This window comes from Escherichia sp. MOD1-EC7011, from assembly GCF_002965005.1.
Lineage (GTDB): Bacteria > Pseudomonadota > Gammaproteobacteria > Enterobacterales > Enterobacteriaceae > Escherichia > Escherichia ruysiae.
The window spans coordinates 282,652-305,253 of record NZ_PTRD01000010.1; the positions used below are offsets into that span (position 1 = coordinate 282,652).

24 protein-coding genes and 1 pseudogene are annotated in these 22,602 nt (G+C 48.5%); 12 read left to right on the top strand and 13 right to left on the bottom strand.

The features are described 5' to 3' along the window. The first annotated feature begins 26 nt into the window (after positions 1 to 26). Positions 27 to 1,394 (top strand): MHS family MFS transporter YdfJ, encoded by a 1,368-nt coding sequence (gene ydfJ, locus A7098_RS05355; RefSeq protein WP_085460709.1) that lies wholly within the window; start codon positions 27 to 29, stop codon positions 1,392 to 1,394. 87 nt (positions 1,395 to 1,481) lie between these two features. Further along, entirely contained in the window at positions 1,482 to 2,942 is a 1,461-nt protein-coding gene (locus A7098_RS05360) for a mannitol dehydrogenase family protein (RefSeq protein ID WP_032225213.1), read from the top strand. Positions 2,943 to 2,977: 35 nt separating this feature from the next. Here the strand turns inward: A7098_RS05360 and ydfZ are convergent, their stop codons facing one another. The 3 genes from ydfZ to ydfG all read right to left on the bottom strand — a co-directional run bounded on the left by ydfZ (position 2,978) and on the right by ydfG (position 4,877). Next, on the bottom strand, positions 2,978 to 3,181 hold the full coding sequence (gene ydfZ / locus A7098_RS05365; RefSeq protein ID WP_000214710.1) for a putative selenium delivery protein YdfZ: 204 nt from the start codon (positions 3,179 to 3,181) through the stop codon (positions 2,978 to 2,980). 174 nt (positions 3,182 to 3,355) lie between these two features. Beyond that, a complete protein-coding gene (gene rspR, locus A7098_RS05370; RefSeq protein ID WP_000215570.1) occupies positions 3,356 to 4,042 on the bottom strand; it encodes a DNA-binding transcriptional regulator rspR in 687 nt (228 codons plus the stop codon). Positions 4,043 to 4,130: 88 nt separating this feature from the next. Beyond that, positions 4,131 to 4,877 carry a bifunctional NADP-dependent 3-hydroxy acid dehydrogenase/3-hydroxypropionate dehydrogenase YdfG gene (gene ydfG / locus A7098_RS05375; protein ID WP_105280453.1) on the bottom strand — a complete coding sequence of 249 codons (747 nt, stop codon included), beginning with the start codon at positions 4,875 to 4,877 and terminating at the stop codon, positions 4,131 to 4,133. 136 nt (positions 4,878 to 5,013) lie between these two features. Here ydfG and dcp point away from each other — a divergent pair, with 136 nt between their 5' ends. Continuing rightward, on the top strand, positions 5,014 to 7,059 hold the full coding sequence (gene dcp / locus A7098_RS05380; RefSeq protein ID WP_105280454.1) for a peptidyl-dipeptidase Dcp: 2,046 nt from the start codon (positions 5,014 to 5,016) through the stop codon (positions 7,057 to 7,059). A gap of 45 nt (positions 7,060 to 7,104) precedes the next feature. On the opposite strand, the gene A7098_RS05385 is transcribed toward dcp, so the two are convergent. Beyond that, positions 7,105 to 7,623: a 2-oxo-tetronate isomerase gene (locus A7098_RS05385; protein ID WP_001024824.1), complete on the bottom strand. Its 519-nt coding sequence runs from the start codon at positions 7,621 to 7,623 to the stop codon at positions 7,105 to 7,107. Between the two features lie 291 nt (positions 7,624 to 7,914). Here A7098_RS05385 and ydeI point away from each other — a divergent pair, with 291 nt between their 5' ends. Next, positions 7,915 to 8,307, top strand: coding sequence for a YdeI family stress tolerance OB fold protein (gene ydeI, locus A7098_RS05390; RefSeq protein WP_105280455.1), 393 nt, complete (start codon positions 7,915 to 7,917; stop codon positions 8,305 to 8,307). A gap of 258 nt (positions 8,308 to 8,565) precedes the next feature. Then, positions 8,566 to 9,456: pseudogene (dgcZ, locus tag A7098_RS05395) on the top strand (diguanylate cyclase DgcZ). Positions 9,457 to 9,571: 115 nt separating this feature from the next. Here dgcZ and mgtT read toward each other — a convergent pair. The 3 genes from mgtT to ftrA form a co-directional block, all read right to left on the bottom strand. Beyond that, positions 9,572 to 9,676: a protein MgtT gene (gene mgtT / locus A7098_RS24145; protein WP_301005536.1), complete on the bottom strand. Its 105-nt coding sequence runs from the start codon at positions 9,674 to 9,676 to the stop codon at positions 9,572 to 9,574. Then, complete coding sequence (gene mgtS / locus A7098_RS05400; protein WP_000901364.1) at positions 9,676 to 9,771, bottom strand: protein MgtS; 96 nt, start codon at positions 9,769 to 9,771, stop codon at positions 9,676 to 9,678. The genes mgtT and mgtS overlap by 1 nt, the downstream gene beginning before the upstream one ends. Positions 9,772 to 9,878: 107 nt before the next feature. Further along, a complete protein-coding gene (ftrA, locus tag A7098_RS05405; protein ID WP_123056746.1) occupies positions 9,879 to 10,850 on the bottom strand; it encodes a transcriptional regulator FtrA in 972 nt (323 codons plus the stop codon). Positions 10,851 to 10,944: 94 nt separating this feature from the next. Here ftrA and A7098_RS05410 point away from each other — a divergent pair, with 94 nt between their 5' ends. After that, positions 10,945 to 11,343 (top strand): rhodanese-like domain-containing protein, encoded by a 399-nt coding sequence (locus tag A7098_RS05410; RefSeq protein WP_105280457.1) that lies wholly within the window; start codon positions 10,945 to 10,947, stop codon positions 11,341 to 11,343. 35 nt (positions 11,344 to 11,378) lie between these two features. Here A7098_RS05410 and ydeE read toward each other — a convergent pair whose 3' ends face one another. Then, positions 11,379 to 12,566, bottom strand: a complete 1,188-nt coding sequence (gene ydeE, locus A7098_RS05415) for an efflux MFS transporter YdeE (RefSeq protein WP_105280458.1) — start codon at positions 12,564 to 12,566, stop codon at positions 11,379 to 11,381. Positions 12,567 to 12,761: 195 nt separating this feature from the next. On the opposite strand from ydeE, the gene eamA reads away from it, so the two are divergent. Further along, positions 12,762 to 13,661 (top strand): O-acetylserine/cysteine exporter, encoded by a 900-nt coding sequence (gene eamA / locus A7098_RS05420; protein ID WP_105280459.1) that lies wholly within the window; start codon positions 12,762 to 12,764, stop codon positions 13,659 to 13,661. 30 nt (positions 13,662 to 13,691) lie between these two features. Here eamA and marB read toward each other — a convergent pair whose 3' ends face one another. The 3 genes from marB to marR are packed head-to-tail and all read right to left on the bottom strand — an operon-like array spanning position 13,692 to position 14,779. Further along, a complete protein-coding gene (gene marB, locus A7098_RS05425; RefSeq protein ID WP_000803538.1) occupies positions 13,692 to 13,910 on the bottom strand; it encodes a multiple antibiotic resistance protein MarB in 219 nt (72 codons plus the stop codon). A 30-nt stretch (positions 13,911 to 13,940) separates the two neighbouring features. Then, positions 13,941 to 14,324, bottom strand: a complete 384-nt coding sequence (gene marA, locus A7098_RS05430) for an MDR efflux pump AcrAB transcriptional activator MarA (protein WP_000091195.1) — start codon at positions 14,322 to 14,324, stop codon at positions 13,941 to 13,943. A 20-nt stretch (positions 14,325 to 14,344) separates the two neighbouring features. Beyond that, positions 14,345 to 14,779, bottom strand: coding sequence for a multiple antibiotic resistance transcriptional regulator MarR (gene marR, locus A7098_RS05435; RefSeq protein WP_000843428.1), 435 nt, complete (start codon positions 14,777 to 14,779; stop codon positions 14,345 to 14,347). A gap of 211 nt (positions 14,780 to 14,990) precedes the next feature. On the opposite strand from marR, the gene marC reads away from it, so the two are divergent. Then, the gene (gene marC / locus A7098_RS05440) at positions 14,991 to 15,656 is read left to right on the top strand and encodes an NAAT family transporter MarC (RefSeq protein ID WP_000885044.1); all 666 of its coding nucleotides are present in this window, start codon (positions 14,991 to 14,993) and stop codon (positions 15,654 to 15,656) included. 181 nt (positions 15,657 to 15,837) lie between these two features. Here the strand turns inward: marC and ydeA are convergent, their stop codons facing one another. Together ydeA and A7098_RS05450 are read right to left on the bottom strand one after the other, a co-directional pair. Continuing rightward, complete coding sequence (gene ydeA / locus A7098_RS05445; RefSeq protein ID WP_105280460.1) at positions 15,838 to 17,028, bottom strand: L-arabinose MFS transporter; 1,191 nt, start codon at positions 17,026 to 17,028, stop codon at positions 15,838 to 15,840. Positions 17,029 to 17,175: 147 nt separating this feature from the next. Continuing rightward, on the bottom strand, positions 17,176 to 18,036 hold the full coding sequence (locus A7098_RS05450) for a LysR family transcriptional regulator (RefSeq protein WP_105280461.1): 861 nt from the start codon (positions 18,034 to 18,036) through the stop codon (positions 17,176 to 17,178). A gap of 100 nt (positions 18,037 to 18,136) precedes the next feature. Here A7098_RS05450 and sad point away from each other — a divergent pair, with 100 nt between their 5' ends. The 4 genes from sad (at position 18,137) to A7098_RS05475 (ending at position 22,431) form a co-directional block, all read left to right on the top strand. Further along, the gene (gene sad / locus A7098_RS05455) at positions 18,137 to 19,525 is read left to right on the top strand and encodes a succinate-semialdehyde dehydrogenase (protein WP_105280462.1); all 1,389 of its coding nucleotides are present in this window, start codon (positions 18,137 to 18,139) and stop codon (positions 19,523 to 19,525) included. Positions 19,526 to 19,588: 63 nt separating this feature from the next. Further along, the gene (glsB, locus tag A7098_RS05460; protein WP_000257398.1) at positions 19,589 to 20,515 is read left to right on the top strand and encodes a glutaminase B; all 927 of its coding nucleotides are present in this window, start codon (positions 19,589 to 19,591) and stop codon (positions 20,513 to 20,515) included. Then, a complete protein-coding gene (locus tag A7098_RS05465; protein WP_105280463.1) occupies positions 20,515 to 20,874 on the top strand; it encodes a DUF4186 domain-containing protein in 360 nt (119 codons plus the stop codon). Before glsB ends, A7098_RS05465 begins: the two co-directional genes overlap by 1 nt. Positions 20,875 to 21,012: 138 nt before the next feature. Continuing rightward, complete coding sequence (locus tag A7098_RS05475; RefSeq protein WP_000558026.1) at positions 21,013 to 22,431, top strand: diguanylate cyclase; 1,419 nt, start codon at positions 21,013 to 21,015, stop codon at positions 22,429 to 22,431. Positions 22,432 to 22,602: the final 171 nt, after the last annotated feature.

Below are 22,602 nucleotides of genomic sequence, written 5' to 3' on the forward strand. Positions count from 1 at the left end.
TTACCTCTTATTTAGAGATAACAATTATGACAATAGATAAACATGAAAGAAGCACTAAGGATTTAGTGAAGGCAGCGGTATCAGGATGGTTAGGTACGGCACTTGAATTTATGGATTTTCAGTTATACTCGCTCGGTGCAGCGTTAGTATTCCATGAAATATTTTTTCCGGAATCGTCAACCGCAATGGCGTTAATTCTGGCAATGGGAACTTACGGTGCTGGTTATGTTGCACGTATTGTCGGAGCATTTATTTTCGGCAAAATGGGCGACAGAATAGGGCGTAAAAAAGTGCTCTTTATTACCATCACCATGATGGGAATCTGTACTACCTTAATTGGTGTGTTGCCGACCTATGCGCAGATTGGTGTTTTTGCGCCAATCTTGCTGGTGACGTTGCGTATTATTCAGGGGCTGGGGGCAGGTGCGGAAATTTCCGGTGCCGGTACGATGCTGGCGGAATATGCGCCGAAAGGTAAGCGCGGAATTATCTCCTCATTTGTGGCTATGGGTACTAACTGCGGAACCTTGAGCGCAACGGCAATCTGGGCCTTTATGTTCTTTATTCTTAGTAAAGAAGAACTGCTGGCATGGGGATGGCGTATACCGTTCCTGGCGAGCGTTGTCGTGATGGTCTTTGCTATCTGGTTGCGAATGAACCTGAAAGAAAGCCCGGTTTTTGAGAAGGTTAACGACAGCAACCAACCTACAGCAAAACCTGCACCTGTCGGTAGCATGTTCCAGAGCAAATCCTTCTGGCTGGCAACAGGTCTGCGTTTTGGACAGGCAGGAAACTCAGGTCTGATTCAAACTTTCCTTGCTGGTTATTTAGTGCAAACTTTGCTGTTTAATAAAGCAATTCCCACAGATGCATTAATGATCAGTTCTATTATCGGTTTTATGACGATTCCTTTCCTCGGTTGGTTATCCGATAAAATTGGCCGTCGTATTCCTTATATCATTATGAATACTTCAGCTATTGTCCTGGCGTGGCCAATGCTTTCTATCATTGTAGATAAAAGCTATGCACCGGGCACCATCATGGTTGCTCTCATTGTGATTCACAACTGTGCGGTGTTGGGATTATTTGCCCTGGAAAACATTACCATGGCAGAGATGTTCGGCTGTAAAAACCGCTTTACCCGAATGGCAATATCTAAAGAAATTGGTGGTCTTATCGCTTCAGGGTTTGGTCCTATTCTGGCCGGTATTTTCTGTAACATGACAGGATCCTGGTATCCGATTGCAATAATGATTATGGCTTATTCCGTCATCGGCTTAATTTCCGCGCTGAAAATGCCAGAAGTTAAAGACCGCGATTTGAGTGCGCTGGAAGATGCTGCAGAAGATCAACCGCGCGTTGTAAGAGCTGCGCAACCTTCAACAAGTCTGTAAATCCAGAATCCCTTCTCTTAGTGAGGAGGGATTCTTATTCATATAACAAACCATTCAGCTTGCCATATTTAAATTAAAGGAAACATCATGGGAAATAATTTGTTATCCGCAAAAGCGACACTCCCTGTTTATGATCGTAATAACCTGACGCCAAAAATTGTTCATTTAGGGTTTGGCGCATTTCATCGCGCGCATCAGGGCGTGTATGCCGATATCCTGGCTGCCCAGCATCACAGCGATTGGGGCTACTATGAAGTGAATCTGATTGGCGGCGAACAGCAAATCGTCGATCTTAAACAGCAAGATAATCTCTATACCGTTGCGGAAATGTCGGCTGATGCGTGGACCGCTCGCGTCGTTGGCGTCGTGAAAAAGGCGCTGCACGTACAAATTGATGGCTTAGAAGCCGTGCTGGCCGCGATGTGTGAACCGCAAATCGCAATTGTCTCTCTGACAATCACCGAAAAAGGGTATTTCCACTCTCCGGCGACCGGACAGTTAATGATGGATCACCCGATGGTAGCTGCCGACTTGCAAAATCCCCACCAGCCGAAAACAGCAACAGGCGTGATTGTCGAGGCGCTGGCTCGCCGTAAAGCCGCAGGATTTCCCGCGTTTACCGTTATGTCATGCGACAACATGCCAGAAAACGGTCACGTTATGCGTGACGTTGTCACTTCATACGCCAGAGCAGTGGATGTAAAACTGGCGCAATGGATAGAGGAAAACGTGACTTTCCCATCGACAATGGTGGATCGCATTGTACCCGCAGTGACGGCGGAAACGCTGGATAAAATCGAACAACTTACCAACGTGCGCGATCCGGCAGGCGTGGCGTGTGAGCCGTTCCGTCAGTGGGTGATTGAAGATAATTTTGTTGCCGGACGCCCGGAATGGGAAAAAGCAGGCGCTGAACTGGTCAGCGATGTGCTGCCTTATGAAGAGATGAAACTGCGTATGCTCAACGGCAGCCACTCCTTCCTGGCTTATCTGGGCTATCTGGCGGGATATCAGCACATTAACGACTGTATGGAAGATGAAAATTATCGTCATGCAGCACATGCCTTGATGTTGCAGGAACAGGCGCCCACGCTGAAAGTACAGGGTGTAGATTTGCAAAATTATGCCGATCGATTGATTGAACGCTACAGCAACCCGGCTTTACGCCACCGAACCTGGCAGATTGCAATGGACGGTAGTCAGAAACTGCCACAGCGGATGTTGGATTCAATTCGCTGGCATCTGGCGCATGACAGCGCGTTCGATCTGTTGGCGCTGGGCGTCGCTGGTTGGATGCGTTATGTTGGTGGTGTTGATGAACAGGGAAATCAGATTGAGATTAGCGATCCGTTACTAGCGGTCATTCAAAAGGCTGTGCAAAGTAGTGCCGAAGGGAAAACTCGTGTGCAGTCGTTGATGGCGATTAAGGCGATATTTGGTGATAATTTGCCGAACAATAACTTGTTTGTTGCAAAGGTGACGGAAGCGTACTTGTCTCTATTAGCGCATGGCGCGAAAGCGACCGTGGCGAAATATATCGAGAGGTAAAAACAGCAATGCCGCCATCGGCGGCATTCACACGCTTAGTTCATGCCGAGACGAATCAGGTCCAGAGGCGCGAGTTTTTCATCACAACCTTCAACAACCACGGTTTTACCGCGACGGATTTGCTCTGCGGTCAGACCTTCAGTGTCAATCGACAGGATCTTGCCAGTGTGACCGGTGCCGCTAACCATAACACGGCTGCCAGTGGTGATTGCGTTACGGTTACGATCGTAGGTCGTCATAGGTGTTTTCTCCTTTCTGATTTACAGTCGAAGCCCACGTAACGGGCGCAATATAAATACTCCTGTCGAGTGAATATTTTTTTGTTTATGATCAAGTTCACATCTTTTTTGATGCTTGCATGAACCAGAAGAAAGGGATGGGCTCTCACCCCGGATGGGATGAGAGGAAATGAATTACTCTTCGCTAAACCAGTCGCTATTTTCCTGGCGGATCAGCTGCACGGATTCACTTATTTCCTGCAAATGCAGAGTCATTGCTTTTTCTACCGCATCACCATCATGTTTTTGTAGAGCAGTAAAAATATCCATATGTTGACGTAACAACATATCAGGTGGCGATACGTGGTCAAAGCTCATATAGCGCACGCGGTCAACAGTTGCTTTCAGGTTTTCAATGGTGTCCCACGCAAGCTGACAGTCGGCAATCTGCGTCAGAATTTGATGGAAGTTATCATCCAGCTCAAAAAAATCATCCAGTTGTTTGCGTTCAATGGCAATACGTTGTTGGTGGAGATTTTGCTCAAGCTGATAGCACTGGCTATCGGTAATCATGCTCGCCGCCCGGCGGGCGACGGCACACTCAATAGCCTGACGAATAAAACTACCGTTGCGTACCTGAGTCATGGAAATTTTATTGACGTAGCTGCCACGCTGCGGGCGAATTTGAATCAGGCCGTTTTCTGCCAGTTTTATGAAGGCTTCACGAACCGGCTGGCGTGACACATTGAAACGAACAGAAACTTCTTTTTCCGACAACGGTGTGCCCGGTGGAATTAGACAATGGACAATGTCGCGGCGAAGAATACGATAAATCTGCTGATTGACAGGTTGTGTGGGATTAAGTTGCGTTTCGACGGTCATTCGTTCTTGCTTGTGAGTGGGTTAACTCAGTGAGTCTACCACTTTTTTGTGACAAGCAATAACCCGGCGGTTAAGCCGGGTATAAAAATTAATGGCGATGGACATTCAGTCCGGCATAGCTTTGGGTAACCGGCATCATTTCCAGTGTGTTGATGTTGACGTGAGCAGGGAGTGTAGCAACCCACCAGACTGCTTCGCTGACATCTTCTGGCGTCAGCGCAACGGTGTTTTGATAGGTTTTTTCCACTTTATCGTCGTCACCTTTAAAGCGAACATTGGAAAACTCGGTGCCACCCACCAGCCCCGGTTCGATGTCGGTGACACGTACTGCCGTACCATGCAAGTCAGTGCGCAGATTCAGGCTGAACTGACGAACAAACGCTTTTGTCGCGCCATAAACGTTACCACCAGCATACGGCCAGCTACCCGCCGTTGAGCCAATGTTAATAATATGACCATGATTACGCTCGACCATGCCAGGCAGGACAGCGCGGGTCATATACACCAGGCCTTTGTTGTTGGTATCAATCATAGTTTCCCAGTCTTCAACGCTGGCTTTATGTGCAGGTTCCATACCCAGCGCCAGTCCAGCATTGTTTACCAGAATATCGATATTACGCCACTCGGCAGGAAGCGAAGTCAGCATCTCTTCAATGGCGGCGCGGTTGCGAACGTCCAGTTGGGCGATATACAAATTATCTCCCAGTTCGTCTTTTAACTCCTGCAACCGTTCCTGGCGACGGCCAGTGGCGATAACTTTATGCCCTTGTTGAATAAAACGACGTGTAATGCATTCACCAAAACCTGCCGTTGCTCCAGTTACTAAAACGATCATCTCACTGTTCCTCAACGATTTTGTGTGTCAATAACATAGCACGTGATGCTTAAGAGCGGGTAATACTGGTTTGCAAGATTGCACTCCGTTATCAGTAAGCCTACGCTATGGAACACCTCGTTTTCAGGAGTAGAAAATGTCAACGACGAATCCTTTCCTTACGCAGAGCACTCTGCCGTATATGGCTCCTCATTTTGATCAGATTGAAAATCAACACTATCGCCCGGCATTCGATGAGGGGATGCGGCAAAAGCGGATTGAGATAGAGGCGATAGCTTTAAACCCGCAGACGCCCGATTTTACTAACACTATTCTGGCTCTCGAAAAGAGCGGGGAGTTACTCACTCGCGTTACCAGCGTCTTCTTTGCCATGACCTCGGCGCATACTAATGATGAATTACAGCGTCTCGATGAACAGTTCTCGGCGGAACTGGCGGAACTGGCTAATGATATCTACCTGAATGGCGAATTATTCGCGCGGGTAGATGCTGTCTGGCAGCGGCGTGAAACGCTGGGCCTTGATAGTGAATCTGTTCGTTTGGTTGAAGTTATTCATCAGCGTTTTGTTCTTGCCGGTGCCAAACTTGAAGATGCCGATAAAGAAAAATTAAAAGTGCTGAACACAGAAGCCGCTACCCTGACCAGTCAGTTTAACCAGCGGTTATTAGCCGCGAACAAATCCGGAGGGATGGTGGTTGACGATGTTTCGCAACTGGCAGGCATGAGTGAGCAAGAAATTGCGCTGGCGGCAGAGGCGGCTCGCGAGAAAGGTCTGGAAAACAAATGGCTCATCCCATTGCTGAATACCACGCAACAACCGGCGCTTGCGGAACTCAGCGATCGCTCTACACGTGAAAAACTGTTCACTGCGGGCTGGACGCGAGCGGAAAAAAATGATGCCAATGATACTCGTTCCATCATTCAACGGCTGGTGGAGATCCGCGCGCAGCAGGCGAAACTGCTTGGTTTCCCTCATTATGCCGCATGGAAAATCGCCGATCAGATGGCAAAAACGCCAGAAGCAGCACTCAACTTTATGCGGGAAATTGTTCCAGCGGCGCGTCAACGTGCGAGCGATGAATTAGCCTCCATACAGGCGGTTATCGATAAGCAGCAGGGTGAGTTCAGCGCGCAGCCGTGGGACTGGGCATTTTATGCTGAACAGGTGCGGCGGGAGAAATTCTGTCTTGATGAAGCGCAGCTCAAACCTTATTTCGAATTAAACACAGTGTTGAATGAAGGTGTATTCTGGACTGCGAATCAGCTCTTCGGTATTAAGTTTGTCGAACGTTTTGATATTCCTGTTTACCATCCTGATGTCCGCGTATGGGAAATTTTTGATCATAATGGCGTGGGGCTGGCGTTATTTTACGGTGATTTCTTCGCCCGTGACTCAAAAAGCGGCGGCGCATGGATGGGGAGTTTTGTAGAACAATCTACGCTTAATGAAACACGCCCGGTAATCTATAACGTTTGTAACTATCAGAAACCGGCGACAGACGAACCTGCATTGTTGCTGTGGGACGATGTTATTACATTATTCCATGAGTTTGGGCATACGTTGCACGGTTTGTTTGCCTGCCAGCGTTATGCCACGCTTTCTGGCACCAATACACCACGCGATTTTGTCGAATTTCCTTCGCAAATTAACGAGCATTGGGCAATGCATCCGCAGGTATTCGCGCGCTACGCCCGGCATTATCAGAGCGGGAAAGCAATGCCGGAAGAGTTACAACAAAAAATGCGTAATGCCAGCCTGTTCAATAAAGGTTATGAGATGAGCGAATTGCTTAGCGCCGCACTTCTTGATATGCGCTGGCACTGTCTGCAAGAGCATGAAGCGATGCAGGATGTGAATGATTTCGAACTGCGGGCGCTGGTGGCGGAAAATATGGATCTTCCCGCCATACCGCCACGTTATCGCAGCAGTTATTTCGCCCACATTTTTGGTGGCGGATATGCGGCGGGATATTACGCCTATTTGTGGACGCAAATGCTGGCAGACGACGGTTATCAATGGTTTGTCGAGCAGGGCGGCTTAACGCGTGAGAATGGGCAACGTTTTCGCGAGGCGATTCTTTCCAGAGGCAACAGCGAAGATTTAGAACGTTTGTATCGTCAATGGCGCGGTAAGGCACCACAGATTGCGCCGATGTTGCAACATCGTGGACTGAACGTCTAATTTTCTGTAAATATAGCTGGTCTGGCGTAAAGCCAGGCCAGAAAGTCATTCCAGTAATTTCAAAAGCTGCGCCAGTGCAAATCGAACCGCCAATGCTAATACTGTTTCGCAATCACCATCAAAATGCATAACCGCAGTATGCGTATTTCCTTTTATATTCCATGCGAACCAGACTGTGCCTGCGGGCGTACCATCCTGCCCACCTTCAGGCCCACCGTAGCCGGTAATGGCAATACTAATATCGACATCTGCGCGCTCTTTGGCGCCAGTTGCCATTTCTGCCGCTATCTTCTCGCTCACCGCCGTATATTTCTCAAGCGATTGCTGACTGACGCCAAGGATTTTCATTTTGGCTTGATCGGTAAAAGTGACAAAGCCTGCGCCGTAAAACTTTGGTGTGTCTTCAGCAGCACACAGCGCGCAAGCCAACTTACCGCCAGTGCATGATTCGGCAGTAGTTAAGCGTAATTGATCAGCGATAAGTCTTTGGCTCAACGCGGATGTCAGGTTTTCAATAGTATCGCTATCTGCAAGTTGTACAATTTTATTGCTATTAATGTTCATCGTTGTTTGTCCACGTTATTAGCTGCAAAGGTGATTTGCCTTTTTGGTATGTTCTTTCACTATGATAAAAATCAGATTTATAAATCCGATTATTCTGAAAATATATTTAAGACTTAAACACAGCTTTCATTAATCTTTTTATTGTCTTTTTTGAGTTAAATTTGCAGCAAATTTTGTTGCTAGCTGACTGATTTTAATTGTTTTATAACAATCAGTACGATTCTTATTTGTCAATTATAAAAATAGCAACCAGACTTAATAAGTCAAACCAAACGCAATTAAGGAGTTAGTATGAAATTTCAGGCCATTGTATTAGCAGGTTTTCTTGTCATGCCTTATGCGTTGGCAGATGATCAGGGAGGTTTAAAACAGGATGCTGCGCCACCACCGCCACATGCAATAGAAGACGGCTATCGCGGAACTGATGATGCAAAAAAAATGACCGTTGATTTTGCGAAAACTATGCATGATGGTGCCTCAGTTTCATTACGTGGTAATTTGATTTCCCACAAGGGTGAAGACCGTTACGTTTTTCGTGATAAGAGCGATGAGATTAATGTTGTTATTCCTGCTGCCGTCTTTGATGGACGACAAGTTCAGCCTGACCAGATGATCAACATTAGCGGGAGTCTGGATAAGAAAAGCACTCCAGCCGTCGTTCGGGTCACACATCTGCAGAAATAGTCACAAAAATAAATGCGTCTGATGGCCCAATCAATAGGGGCATCAGGCTTTGCTGTTTATGTTATTTGCCTCTGTTTTATGGTGCAAGGAAGAGATAATTTACAGTATTAAACACTTTTTTATCTGCTTATTTTGTTTTAAATCAGAATGTTATCTTTAACGTCGTCTCAGATTAGGATTTCTATTAAAATATTGACGTAATTTTTCTTTTCTCTCGGTAGAATAGCGCGCACAAGGAACTGTGAAAAAGGAGTGGCAATGATCAAGAAGACAACGGAAATCGATGCCATCTTGCTAAATCTCAATAAGGCTATCGACGCCCATTATCAGTGGCTGGTGAGTATGTTTCACAGCGTGGTCGCGAGAGATGCCAGTAAGCCAGAAATTACGGATAACCATTCTTATGGACTGTGCCAGTTTGGTCGCTGGATTGATCATTTGGGGCCACTCGATAACGATGAATTACCTTACGTTCGGCTAATGGATTCTGCCCATCAACATATGCATAACTGTGGTCGGGAATTAATGTTGGCTATTGTCGAAAATCGCTGGCAGGACGCTCATTTTGATGAATTTCAGGAAGGGGTACTTTCTTTTACGGCAGCATTAACAGATTACAAAATTTATTTGCTGACGATTCGTAGCAATATGGATGTTCTGACTGGATTACCTGGTCGTCGGGTTCTTGATGAATCCTTTGATCATCAATGACGTAATGCTGAACCACTGAATCTCTATTTAATGCTGCTGGATATAGACCGATTTAAATTGGTTAATGATACCTACGGGCATTTAATCGGTGATGTGGTATTACGAACCCTGGCAACCTACTTATCTACCTGGACGCGTGATTACGAAACGGTTTATCGCTATGGTGGCGAAGAATTTATCATCATTGTCAAAGCTGCTAATGATGAAGATGCATGTCGTGCCGGAGTACGTATTTGCCAGCGAGTCGATACCCATGCAATCGCATATTCTGAAGGGCATATCAACATAACCGTGACCGCAGGTGTGAGCCGCGCATTTCCTGAAGAACCGCTGGATGTGGTCATCGGAAGAGCAGACCGGGCAATGTATGAGGGTAAGCAAACTGGAAGAAATCGCTGCATGTTTATTGACGAACAAAACGTGATTACCCGAGTTTAAGCACCGTTTAACATTCATTGAGAAAAATAATGCTACTGTGTCAATGATCCGTTACCAGTGCAGAGAAAAGCCTGTTAGCGCAAAAGTAAAAACACAAATCTATCCATGCAAGCATTCACCGCCAGTTTACTGGCGGTTTTTTTTCGCCGTCAGAAAAATCAGGCCCCTTGTACACAACAGTAACAAGGGGCCGGTTAGGTGAGGGATTATCTCCGTTCATTAGTCATCCCATTTGTGGCTGAAATACGCGGCCAGAAAGCCAGAAAATAAAATTATTCCCAGTACAGCTATAAAAACATTCATATTACCCAGCATTATTTGCCTCCGTTTATGGTGTGGTGTGTTTCCTCTCTTACCTTAATTTTCATCTCAATGAGAAAGATATTAGCAGAGGTAACCTAAACGAAGGCTGAATTAGAGGGTTAATGTGATGAGGAACGGCTGTTTTTCCGATATTGTGAAGGGGATAATAAAAAACGCTGGTGAAAATGATGACGCAGTAAGGCTGAATTACCAAACCCTGTCAGCTCGGCAATTTTATCGATGCTAAACGACGAATTTTGCAGATAATCTTCCACTCGTATTAATCGCTCATTGAGAAGCCAGCGGGCGGGTGTCATACCCGTTAAGGCGACAAAGCGTCTTAAAAAAGTACGTTGACTCATATTCACTCGTCCGGCGAGAGAGGCAACGGTATGCGTTTGTGCCAGATTTTGCTGTAAAAAGTCGAATAATGCGCCTAACGTATGGCTTTCACGCGGCGAAGCCATCGGTCGTGTCAGGTTTTGTGGTTGCTCACCGTGGCGATGCGGCTGAATGACTAACCGCCGGGCGACATTATTAGCAATTTCGTGACCATAATCTTTGCGCACGATATGTAAGCACAGATCGATCCCTGCTGCGCTTCCAGCGGAGGTCATCACTTGTCCTTCATCCTGATATAACACATTGTCACTTACGTGAATTGAAGGGTAACGATGCTGGAGTTGTTCCGTGTAGCGCCAGTGGGTGGTCGCTTTTCGCTGGTGAAGAAGGCCAGTGGCGGCAAGGACAAATACGCCCGAGCATATCGAAACCAGGCGAGTACCGCGTTGATGTGCTTCGCACAACGCCTGGCATAGCATTTCTGGTACTGTTGCATCTATACCGCGCCAGCCTGGAATAATAATCATATCGGCTTCAGTCAGTAGCTCCAGCCCGCCATCCGCAACTACGTGGATCCCGCCAGTAGCTTGCAGCGCACCGGGTTCTACCGCAGCAACAGCAAACCGATACCAGTTATCGCCCAGTTCCGGTCGCGGCAGGCCGAAGATTTCAACGGCTACACCAAATTCGAAAGTACAAAGCCCGTCATAGGCCAGTACAGTGACAAGCGGTCGTTGTACTGTTGTCATCATTTTGCTTTTTTCTGGCATATTGGAAGGCGGTCAGTGAAAGGTTGATTGGTTACATTATTGTTAACACAACAACCCAAAAGGAAAAAGCAATATGCGTTATGTCACTGAATTTACCGCAGCGAAACCGGACGTTGCCGAAGCGCATTTTCTCATGCGTTTGAGTGTCGAAACGGATTGCGCAGATGTTCATGACTCGCTGGCCTACATTGGCGATGATTTCGTTTTGCTGCATGTGGTCGGACGTGAAGAGGATTTCGCCCGTCGGCATATCCCAGGCGCAATTCATCTGCCCCATAAGCAAATGACCGAAGAGAGAATGGCTCAATGGCCGGAAGATACTCTGTTTGTGGTGTATTGCGCGGGGCCACATTGTAACGGCGCAGACCGCGCGGCACTCAAACTGGCTCGGTTAGGAAGGCCAGTTAAAATCATGATCGGCGGGGTAACCGGCTGGGAAGATGAAGGCTACGCCTTTGCAACACGAAAATAATGAGTCAAGCCGTGCCGTTAAGGCATGGCAGAGAGTCAACAAAGAACCGGCTGCCCCCAGGGTCTTGCGTGAATGCCTTTTAACATCAGCACCCATGCAGCAATGATCGCCAACGCTAAGATGACAAACAGCGAGGACGGCGGCAGGCGGGTGAGCACGACGCCACTCACTAATGGGTTAATCGCTGCACCAAGCCAGCCTAAAGACTGGGCGGAAAAATAGCTGGCTTTCATCCCTGGCGGTGCAATATGGTCAATCAACATATATTCACCAGGGGCATAAATGATTTCGCCAAGAGTAAACACGGCGGCTGAAATTCCCCAAAGTAGCAGGCTGTTGCCCGAAAAGATAAACCCGACCAGACCGATGACAAAGCAGAGAGTGCCGACCGTCATTAGCACGCGGATGTTGCTCGGATTAATGCGGCGACCCACGGAATATTGCAACGTAACTACCATCGCAGCATTAACCGGAAGAACAACCGCGACCACCTTTTCGGCAAAATCGCCATCAGCAATCACCATCACGTATTGTGAAATGCACGAGGCAAACGCTCCGCTCACGAAAGAGGCCAGAAAGGCTGAGCAGGTGAACCACAGCAGAGCTTTATCCTGTAACAAAACCTTTGGAGACCAGACGCTGCCTGTCTCTGTGGCGATGATTTTCTCGCTGCGTTTCACCCAAATTTGAATGAAAAGCACAGGAAACGCAGAACAGATGGCTGCCAGCCAAAAGGGCAGATTGATACTTTGCATCACCAACAGCGTGCCGAGCGGTGGGCCGATGGTCCAGCCAATGTTGAGCATGGTGTAGTTGATCGAGAAGATCTTCGTTTTACTGGCGGAGGAAAGATTATCGGCAAACCAGGCCTTCAACACGGTAGCAAAAACGGAATACGCGCAGTTGATGAGCGCGAAGAACAGCACCACAAGCGTCACGTTGTCCACCAGGGGAATGGCGATAAAGCCGCTGGCGAAGGCGGTAATTGCCAGTAACATATAACGCTTCTTGTCAAACTTATCCGCCAGAATGCCAAATCCGAGGCTGAAAACGACGCCGATAGTGAGCGCAATTGTCATCGCATAACCAATCAAATCGACACCCAGACCGTACTGGCGACTCAAATAAATAGTCATAAACGGCAGTGTAGCGCCGCGTCCGATGGTTAATAACAACGACGAGGCAAGAAGGGCGCTGGTAGAGCGTCGCAGAGATAAGTTCATTTGGCTGTCCGGCAGTGCGTTTCGTTATGTTTTGTTTTAGAGATGTAAAGAAATAGCATGGCAAAAATCCGAAGTATAGCGACTTATTTGCGCATTAATGCCGTCGTAAACGGTGACTAACGAATCAACTGTTAAAAAAAAGTAAATTCCGCTAAGTTGATTGCTTACAAAAGATGAAAATTCAGGGGCGGTAGAATGTCGCGAAAAGATGGGTTGTTGGCGCTACTGGTAGTGGTTGTGTGGGGGCTTAATTTTGTGGTCATCAAAGTGGGGCTTCATAATATGCCACCGCTGATGTTGGCCGGTTTGCGCTTTATGCTGGTGGCCTTCCCGGCAATCTTTTTTATCGCACGACCGAAAGTACCGCTGAATTTGCTGCTGGGGTATGGTTTAACCATCAGTTTTGCGCAGTTTGCCTTTCTCTTCTGCGCCATTAACTTCGGTATGCCAGCAGGTCTGGCCTCGCTGGTTTTACAGGCACAGGCGTTTTTTACGATTGTCCTCGGCGCGTTTACTTTCGGTGAACGGCTGCATGGCAAGCAACTGGCGGGGATCGCCTTAGCGATATTTGGCGTGCTGGTGTTGATTGAAGATAGCCTGAACGGTCAACATGTGGCGATGCTCGGTTTTATGCTGACCCTGGCGGCAGCATTTAGCTGGGCGTGTGGCAACATCTTCAATAAAAAGATCATGTCGCACTCATCGCGCCCGGCAGTGATGTCGCTGGTAGTGTGGAGCGCATTGATCCCGATTCTCCCGTTCTTTGTCGCCTCGCTCATTCTCGATGGTTCCGCAACAATGATTCACAGCCTGGTCACTATCGACGTGACCACCATTTTGTCTCTGATGTATCTGGCGTTTGTGGCGACGATTGTCGGCTATGGGCTCTGGGGTACGCTGCTTGGGCGTTATGAAACCTGGCGCGTGGCACCGTTATCGTTACTTGTCCCGGTAGTCGGTCTGGCAAGTGCGGCGTTATTGTTAGATGAACGATTAACGGGTCTGCAATTTTTCGGTGCGGTGCTGATAATGGGCGGGCTGTATATCAATGTGTTTGGTTTGCGGTGGCGTAAAGCGGTGAAGGTGAGAAGTTAATAAGCCCCGATATGTCGGGGCCAGAATTAACTACATGGCGTGTTGATTATAATAGGGCACGCCCAGCGCATCCGACTTATCACTGCCTGTACCCATGTGATTTAAATCGAATGGTGGTTGTTCCTGCGATGGGGGAACAATCACTTCATCACCACAGGGAATAACCGTCGGCTGCGTGGTTTGTTCCGCAAAGCCTTGCGCAGAAAAGACAATAAGCGCGGTTATCATTGCGGATAAAAGTGGTTTCATGATTGCCTCAGTGACGTTGTCACGTTTCAACTAGCTATTGTAATGATTTAATGGATGTAAAAAGCGCGATTCGCCCTGAATATTAGCCATCCGGTATTTATGCGGCGGAACATCAAAGTAGTTTTTGAAGGTTCGGGTCAGCGTTTGCTGGGACTCGAAACCATAACGTTCTGCCAGATAGAGTATCGGCTCGTTGCTTTCTTTCAGCTTTTGCGCGATTTCTGTCATCTTACGGCTGCGGATATATTGACCTAATGAATGGCCGGTTTCTTTTTTAAACATCCGTTGCAGGTGCCATTTGGAGTAACCCGAACGCTCTGACACTTTCTCCAGTGACAGTGGCGATTCCAGGTTGTCCTCGATCCAGTCCAAAATGCTATGAATGGTAATAGCGTCAGTGTTGCGTCTGGACATCGTCATACCTCTTTTTTTGTTTACGGCAGGACTTTCTTAAGCAAATGCTCAAGCGTTGCCACTTCGTCCGCCGTCAGGTTTTTTGTTAATTCTTGATGCAGATCCTGGCCAACTAATTGATGGCATTGTTCACATATTGCTGCGCCGCTGGCGGTGAGTTTTACCAGCACGCCGCGCTTGTCATTCGGGTTTGGCAACCGTTCCACCCAGCCTTTACAGACCAGGCGATCCAGCATACGGGTCAGTGCCCCCAGGTCGACCGACAACACTTTTTTCAGTTCAACCGGCGTAATGCACGCTGCGCAGCGGATAGAGCAGAGCACCTTAAACTGTGCCGCAGTGATATCCAGCGGAGACAGATAATCGTTAAGCAGACGGTCTTTCTTCTGATTAACCATATAGATTAAGCGACCCAAGGGGATGATTTCATTGAACAGGTCGCTGGTACTTTTCACATTGGTTGCCCTGGCAAGTAATTAGTTGCAGGGGATAATATTGCCCAGGCAAGTATAAGTCAAATGAATGAATTGTCTGATGCCACGTTTTGCTAAATCGGTTCAAGTTTTGGTCAGTGCTATGCAAGATTAGTTAAAGAGTGAAACTTTCTCTTTGTTTTCCCTTTATACTTTTCGCTGATGACTCAGACACACAGGATAACAACCACCAATGTTAGATTTGTTTAAAGCAATTAGTCTGGGGCTGGTGGTGTTGCTGCCGTTAGCCAACCCATTAACGACAGTCGCGTTATTTCTTGGCCTGGCGGGCAACATGAACAGCGCCGAACGTAACCGCCAGTCGTTGATGGCCTCGGTATACGTATTTGCCATCATGATGGTGGCGTATTACGCCGGGCAACTGGTGATGGATACGTTCGGCATTTCGATTCCCGGTCTACGTATTGCTGGGGGGTTAATTGTTGCATTTATCGGTTTCCGTATGCTCTTTCCCCAGCAAAAGGCAACGGATTCACCGGAAGCAAAAAGCAAATCGGAAGAGCTGGAAGATGAACCCAGCGCCAATATTGCTTTTGTGCCACTGGCAATGCCAAGTACCGCCGGACCGGGAACCATTGCGATGATCATTAGCTCGGCGTCAACGGTGCGTCAGAGTTCAACCTTCGCGGACTGGGTGCTGATGGTTGCGCCGCCGCTGATCTTTTTCCTGGTGGCGGTCATTTTGTGGGGAAGTCTACGTAGCTCTGGTGCCATTATGCGGCTGGTGGGGAAAGGGGGAATTGAAGCGATCTCCCGCTTGATGGGCTTCTTGCTGGTTTGTATGGGCGTGCAATTTATTATTAACGGCATCCTGGAAATTATTAAAACTTACCATTAAAAAAGACCCAAATGGGTCTGAGCAGATGACAAACGCAACATTGCCTATGCGCTACGTTTATCAGGCCTACGTAATCTCTGCAATGTATTGAGTTGTAGGCCGGATAAGGCGTTCCCGCCGCATCCGGCATAAACAAAGCGCACGTTGTCAATAATCTGAAAGGCTCGTTCGTGCATGGAAGCTATTGTGTCTGTTCTTCAAGTGCCACAGGCCAGCGGCGGAATATGACGATTGACCATATCAACGCGGCGAGAGCCGGAACTGCACCCACATAACCAATCATCGACATCGACCAGCGTAGACTTACCTGATTACCCACCAGCGCCCCGGCGCCGATACCAATATTAAATATCCCGGAAAAGAGCGCCATCGCAACGTCGGTGGCATCTGGTGCCAGCGCCAGTACTTTAACCTGCATCCCAAGTCCGATGATCATCATCGCGATCCCCCAGAAAATGCTCAGCACGCCGAGGTGTATCTCGCTACTTGCCGAAGGCAACAGTAGTGCCAGGCACACCAGCAATAGCGCAATCGCCGCACTGACCAGCACCGATGCGTGCTGATTACCCAGCTTACCGAAAATGACGCTACCAATGATGCCCGCACCACCGAGCATCAACAGCAATGCTGTGGCAAAGTTGGCGCTGAACCCCGCAACGTTTTGCACAAAAGGTTCAATATAGCTGTATGCCGTGTAATGGGCGGTGACCACGACTACCGTCAGCAAATAAATGCTCATCAATGCCGGGCGACGAAACAGCAGCGGAAGACTTTTTAACGAACCAGAGTGCTCACTGGGCAGCAATGGAAGTAATTTGATCAGGCACAAAAGGGTGATAAGCGCCCCGATACCAATCGCGAAGAAGGTTGTTCGCCAGCCGAAATACTGCCCCACAATGCGCCCGATAGGTAAACCTAATACCATCGCCAGTGCTGTGCCGGTGGCAATTAAACTCAATGCCTGCGCTCGCTTTCCGGCTGGCGCCATACGGATTGCCAGAGACGCCGTAATCGACCAGAAAATAGCATGGGCGAAAGCCACACCAATGCGACTGATTACCAGAACGGTAAAGCTCCACGATAAAAACGACAGTATGTGGCTGGCGATAAACACCACAAACAGACAGATCAGCAATTTGCGGCGTTCGACCTGACTGGTCATTAGCATAAAAGGCAGTGACAATAGCGCCACTACCCACGCATAAATGGTCAACATGATACCGACTTGTGCGGTTTGCATATGAAAGCTTTGCGCAATATCAGAAAGCAAACCTACAGGCACAAATTCGGTGGTATTGAAGATGAAGGCGGCAACGGCCAGCGTAACGACCCGTAGCCACGCCACTTTGCGGGAAACCATATTTGTTGTCATAACCGATTATCGGATGAGTTGCGAAAAGGTAATGAAATGATCTTAAAACGGTTAATGATCTGAATACAACGGTTTTGTGATCTATGTCGCGTTTCGCCGATTCATGTCATGCTGTATCAACGGCAGCGTGAGTAGCCGGTACAACATTTAGTCTGGTACATCCAGCAGTTCAATAAACGCCTCAAGCGGGCGCGTTTTCGCACCGCGACGCCAGACCAGCCAGGTTGTTAACCAACGCCATTGCTCAGCCAACGGCCATGCTTCAACCTGGTGATGCCCCGGCATACTTTCCAGCATAGAACGAGGGATAAGCGCAATGCCCGCACCCGCGACCACACAGGCCAGCATCCCGTGATACGACTCCATCTCATGAATAGTCCCCGGTGCGGCACCGTCAGCATGATACCAGCTCTCAAAATGACGGCGATACGAACAATTGGCGCGAAAGGCATAGATGTTGTAACCATTAACCTGACTGGCACGGGTAACTGGCACATGTCCTTGCGGCGTGACGATCATCAGCTCCTCACGATACACCGGTATCCCGTCGATGGCGGTATGGTTAATCGGCCCATCAATAAATGCCGCATTCAGCTTTCCTTCCAGTACGCCGTCCAGCATCGTGCCGGAAGGGCCGGTGGAAAGTGAAAACTGAATTTTGGGGTAACGACGGTTAAATTCTGCCAGCGTTGCCGGAATACGCACTGCGGCGGTGCTTTCCAGCGATCCGAGAGAAAACAGACCTTGTGGCTCATCGCCAGCCACGACATTTCTCGCCTCATCCACCAGCGCGAGAATTTGTTGGCTGTAGCGTAAAAAGTTATGCCCGGCGGGAGAGAGACGTAAACGCTGATTTTCGCGGATAAACAGCTCAACACCGAGCTCTGTTTCCAGTTGACGTATACGAGTCGTGAGATTCGACGGCACACGATGTACTTTAGCCGCAGCCTGGGTAATGCTGCCTGCCTCGGCAACTGCGTTGAACATCTCCAGTTGAGTCAGATCCATAGCATTCTCGATTTGTGAATAAGTGGCTTAATATTATTCATTTTCAAACAAGAGTAAATCTACGTATCTTCAAACCATAACTCATAAAGGAGATACCCCAATGACCATCACTCCGGCGACCCATGCCATTTCGATAAATCCAGCCAATGGTGAACAACTGTCTTCACTGCCCTGGACAGGCGCTGACGATATTGAAAACGCTCTTCAGCTTGCAGTGGAAGGTTTTCGCGGCTGGCGCGAGACAAGCGTAGATTACCGGGCGGAAAAACTGCGAGATATCGGTAAAGCTCTGCGTACTCGCAGCGAAGAGATGGCGCAAATGATCACCCGCGAAATGGGTAAACCCATCAAGCAGGCACGTGCCGAAGTGGTGAAATCGGCGAATTTGTGTGACTGGTATGCAGAACATGGCCCGTCAATGCTGAAAGCAGAGCCAACGCTGGTTGAGAATCAGCAGGCGGTTATTGAGTATCGACCAATGGGGACGATTCTGGCAGTAATGCCGTGGAACTTTCCTTTATGGCAGGTGATGCGCGGCGCTGTTCCCATCATTCTTGCAGGTAACGGCTACTTACTTAAGCACGCGCCGAATGTGACGGGCTGTGCTCAGCTCATTGCCCAGGTGTTTAAAGACGCGGGTATCCCTCAGGGCGTATATGGCTGGCTAAATGCTGACAACGATGGTGTCAGTCAGATGATTAGAGATCCACGTATTGCGGCAGTCACCGTGACCGGGAGTGTTCGTGCGGGAGCGGCTATTGGTGCACAGGCTGGTGCGGCACTGAAAAAATGCGTACTGGAGCTGGGCGGTTCAGATCCGTTTATTGTGCTTAACGATGCCGATCTGGAACTGGCGGTTAAAGCGGCGGTTGCCGGGCGTTACCAGAATACCGGACAGGTTTGCGCGGCGGCAAAACGTTTTATCATCGAAGAGGGGATTGCTTCGGCATTTACCGAACGTTTTGTAGCGGCTGCAGCAGCGTTGAAAATGGGCGATCCCCGTGACGAAGAGAACGATCTTGGTCCGATGGCACGTTTTGACTTGCGTGATGAGTTGCATCATCAGGTGGAAAAAACCCTGGCGCAGGGCGCACGTTTGTTACTGGGCGGGGAAAAGATGGCTGGGGCAGGTAACTACTATCCGCCAACGGTTCTGGCAAATGTCACCCCAGAAATGACCGCGTTTCGTGAAGAAATGTTTGGCCCCGTTGCGGCAATCACCGTAGCGAGAGATGCAGAACATGCGCTGGAACTGGCGAATGACAGTGAGTTCGGCCTTTCAGCGACGATCTTTACCGCTGACGAAACACGAGCCAGACAGATGGCGGCACGTCTGGAATGCGGCGGCGTGTTTATCAATGGTTTTTGCGCCAGCGACGCACGGGTCGCTTTTGGCGGTGTGAAGAAGAGCGGTTTTGGGCGTGAACTTTCTCATTTCGGCTTACATGAGTTCTGTAATATCCAGACGGTGTGGAAAGACCGGATCTGACGTCACATATTTAGCTCTGTTATACTCGCAGGTCTTTTCAGACCTGCGAGCAAGGAGCAGAGAGTGGCAGTCGCCATGGATAATGCAATTTTAGAAAATATCTTGCGGCAAGTACGTCCGCTAATTGGTCAGGGTAAAGTCGCTGATTATATTCCGGCACTGGCAACCGTCGATGGTTCCCGTCTGGGGATTGCTATCTGTACCGTTGATGGGCAGCTTTTCCAGGCCGGAGACGCGCAAGAACGATTTTCTATTCAGTCTATTTCCAAAGTACTCAGTCTCGTTGTTGCTATGCGTCATTACTCCGAAGAAGAAATCTGGCAACGCGTCGGCAAAGATCCGTCGGGATCTCCGTTCAATTCCTTAGTGCAACTGGAAATGGAGCAGGGCATTCCGCGTAATCCGTTTATTAATGCCGGTGCGCTGGTGGTCTGCGATATGTTGCAAGGGCGATTAAGCGCACCACGGCAACGTATGCTGGAAGTCGTGCGTGGCTTAAGCGGCGTGTCTGATATTGCCTATGATACGGTGGTTGCCCGCTCCGAGTTTGAACATTCCGCGCGAAATGCGGCTATTGCCTGGCTGATGAAGTCGTTTGGCAATTTCCATCATGATGTGACAACCGTTCTGCAAAACTACTTTCATTACTGTGCACTGAAAATGAGCTGCGTTGAGCTGGCGCGGACGTTTGTTTTTCTGGCAAATCAGGGAAAGGCTATTCATATCGATGAGCCCGTAGTGACGCCGATGCAGGCGCGGCAAATTAACGCGTTGATGGCAACGAGCGGAATGTACCAGAACGCGGGGGAGTTTGCCTGGCGGGTAGGTCTTCCGGCGAAATCTGGTGTTGGCGGCGGTATTGTTGCGATCGTCCCGCATGAAATGGCTATCGCGGTATGGAGCCCGGAACTGGATGATGCAGGTAACTCGCTTGCCGGTATCGCAGTACTTGAACAATTAACGAAACAGTTAGGACGCTCGGTTTATTAATGCAGCCACTTGATCCACTCTTCGCGCGTTTAGCCCGTTCAAAATTTCGCTCTCGCTTTCGTCTGGGCGTCAAGGAGCGTCAGTATTGTCTGGAGAAGGGCGCGCCGGTTATTGAACAACATGCGGCAGATTTTGTCGCTAAGCGTCTTGCGCCGGCATTACCGGCGAACGACGGGAAGCAAACCCCCATGCGCGGGCATCCGGTGTTTATTGCTCAACACGCCACCGCGACCTGCTGCCGTGGCTGTCTGGCTAAGTGGCATAACATTCCGCAGGGTGTTTCATTAAGTGAGGAACAACAACGTTATATCGTGACGGTTATCTATCACTGGCTGGTTATTCAGATGAATCAGCCATAAGAATGGTGGTAAAAGCCAAAAGATCATCTGATTGATATCTTTCTTTGTCGCCGCTGTCAGCGAACATGCTATCCTTTATGAGAATTTACTTATTGCGTTGAGATAATTGCCACTCGCAATTGTATGGACAGATAATTAATGCATGTACACCCCATATCCACTTTCCGTTTGTTCCAGGAAGGTCATCTACTACGTAATAGCATTGCAATTTTTGCGCTAACGACGCTGTTCTATTTTATAGGTGCAGAGCTACGCCTGGTTCACGAACTTTCTCTTTTCTGGCCGCTGAATGGCGTGATGGCAGGGGTATTTGCCCGCTACGTCTGGCTTAATCGTCTGCATTACTATGCCATCTGTTACGTGGCAATGCTGGTTTATGATGCCATGACCACCGAATGGGGGCTGGTTTCACTGGTTATCAATTTGTCCAATATGATGTTTATCGTAACTGTCGCCCTACTGGTTATGCGGGATAAGCGTCTGGGGAAAAATAAGTACGAGCCAGTAAGCGCATTACGGTTATTTAATTATTGTCTGATTGCCGCTTTATTATGTGCCATCGTCGGGGCGATTGGTTCGGTTAGTATTGATAGCCTGGATTTCTGGCCTTTGCTTGCTGACTGGTTTAGTGAACAATTCTCAACAGGCGTGTTGATTGTGCCTTGTATGCTGACGCTGGCAATTCCTGGGGTATTGCCGCGCTTTAAAGCAGAGCAGATGATGCCAGCCATTGCGCTTATTGTGTCGGTTATTGCCTCGGTCGTCATTGGCGGAGCGGGGAGTCTGGCGTTCCCGCTGCCTGCATTAATCTGGTGTGCAGTGCGCTATACGCCACAGGTGACGTGTCTGCTGACTTTTATCACCGGAGCAGTGGAGATCGTACTGGTAGCAAATTCGGTAATTGATATCGCCGTCGGTTCGCCGTTCTTTATTCCGCAGATGTTTTCCGCGCGTCTGGGCATTGCCACGATGGCGATTTGCCCAATTATGGTTTCCTTTAGCGTGGCAGCGATTAATTCGCTAATGAAGCAAGTTGCGCTGCGAGCCGACTTTGATTTTCTGACTCAGGTTTACTCACGATCCGGTCTTTATGAGGCGCTGAAAAGTCCATCTCTGCAACAGACACAACATCTGACCGTCATGTTGCTTGATATCGACTATTTCAAAAGCATTAACGATAACTATGGTCATGAGTGTGGCGATAAAGTGTTAAGCGTGTTTGCCCAGCATATTCAGAAAATTGTCGGCGATAAGGGGCTGGTGGCGAGAATGGGAGGCGAAGAGTTTGCCGTAGCCGTGCCATCAATGAATCCCGTTGATGGTCTGCTGATGGCGGAGAAAATTCGTAAAGGCGTTGAACTACAACCGTTTACCTGGCAACAAAAGACGCTTTATCTGACGGTTAGCATCGGCGTCGGTAGTGGGGATGCTTCATACCGCACACTAACCGATGACTTCAATAAATTGATGGTCGAAGCTGATACGTGTCTCTATCGGTCGAAGAAAGACGGGCGTAACCGCACCAGTACCATGCGTTATGGTGAGGAAGTTGTCTGACAGCTTTGTTATTTTGTCACAGTTTTAGCGTAATGTGTTCTACCACTCTGTCGACTGGAGAAAGAGGAAAATCCTCGATGGAACCATGATCTGTGCCACATTTTTATCTTAAACCTGCTACGAGTTGATCAAAACAAGGGGTTCAATGTATTAAAGTTTGCTAATCTGTCG

Excerpts from the sequence above, each read along its gene's own strand:
- marA (WP_000091195.1), bottom strand. The coding sequence starts at position 14,324 with ATGTCCAGACGCAACACTGACGCTATTACCATTCATAGCATTTTGGAC.
- A7098_RS05450 (WP_105280461.1), bottom strand. The coding sequence starts at position 18,036 with ATGGATCTGACTCAACTGGAGATGTTCAACGCAGTTGCCGAGGCAGGC.
- ydfJ (WP_085460709.1), top strand. The coding sequence starts at position 27 with ATGACAATAGATAAACATGAAAGAAGCACTAAGGATTTAGTGAAGGCA.
- A7098_RS05385 (WP_001024824.1), bottom strand. The coding sequence starts at position 7,623 with ATGAACATTAATAGCAATAAAATTGTACAACTTGCAGATAGCGATACT.
- dcp (WP_105280454.1), top strand. The coding sequence starts at position 5,014 with ATGTCAACGACGAATCCTTTCCTTACGCAGAGCACTCTGCCGTATATG.
- ydfG (WP_105280453.1), bottom strand. The coding sequence starts at position 4,877 with ATGATCGTTTTAGTAACTGGAGCAACGGCAGGTTTTGGTGAATGCATT.
- rspR (WP_000215570.1), bottom strand. The coding sequence starts at position 4,042 with ATGACCGTCGAAACGCAACTTAATCCCACACAACCTGTCAATCAGCAG.
- marC (WP_000885044.1), top strand. The coding sequence starts at position 14,991 with ATGTTAGATTTGTTTAAAGCAATTAGTCTGGGGCTGGTGGTGTTGCTG.
- ftrA (WP_123056746.1), bottom strand. The coding sequence starts at position 10,850 with ATGACAACAGTACAACGACCGCTTGTCACTGTACTGGCCTATGACGGG.
- ydeE (WP_105280458.1), bottom strand. The coding sequence starts at position 12,566 with ATGAACTTATCTCTGCGACGCTCTACCAGCGCCCTTCTTGCCTCGTCG.
- ydfZ (WP_000214710.1), bottom strand. The coding sequence starts at position 3,181 with ATGACGACCTACGATCGTAACCGTAACGCAATCACCACTGGCAGCCGT.
- A7098_RS05360 (WP_032225213.1), top strand. The coding sequence starts at position 1,482 with ATGGGAAATAATTTGTTATCCGCAAAAGCGACACTCCCTGTTTATGAT.
- ydeA (WP_105280460.1), bottom strand. The coding sequence starts at position 17,028 with ATGACAACAAATATGGTTTCCCGCAAAGTGGCGTGGCTACGGGTCGTT.
- mgtT (WP_301005536.1), bottom strand. The coding sequence starts at position 9,676 with ATGAACGGAGATAATCCCTCACCTAACCGGCCCCTTGTTACTGTTGTG.
- sad (WP_105280462.1), top strand. The coding sequence starts at position 18,137 with ATGACCATCACTCCGGCGACCCATGCCATTTCGATAAATCCAGCCAAT.
- eamA (WP_105280459.1), top strand. The coding sequence starts at position 12,762 with ATGTCGCGAAAAGATGGGTTGTTGGCGCTACTGGTAGTGGTTGTGTGG.
- A7098_RS05475 (WP_000558026.1), top strand. The coding sequence starts at position 21,013 with ATGCATGTACACCCCATATCCACTTTCCGTTTGTTCCAGGAAGGTCAT.
- A7098_RS05465 (WP_105280463.1), top strand. The coding sequence starts at position 20,515 with ATGCAGCCACTTGATCCACTCTTCGCGCGTTTAGCCCGTTCAAAATTT.
- A7098_RS05410 (WP_105280457.1), top strand. The coding sequence starts at position 10,945 with ATGCGTTATGTCACTGAATTTACCGCAGCGAAACCGGACGTTGCCGAA.
- mgtS (WP_000901364.1), bottom strand. The coding sequence starts at position 9,771 with ATGCTGGGTAATATGAATGTTTTTATAGCTGTACTGGGAATAATTTTA.
- marB (WP_000803538.1), bottom strand. The coding sequence starts at position 13,910 with ATGAAACCACTTTTATCCGCAATGATAACCGCGCTTATTGTCTTTTCT.
- ydeI (WP_105280455.1), top strand. The coding sequence starts at position 7,915 with ATGAAATTTCAGGCCATTGTATTAGCAGGTTTTCTTGTCATGCCTTAT.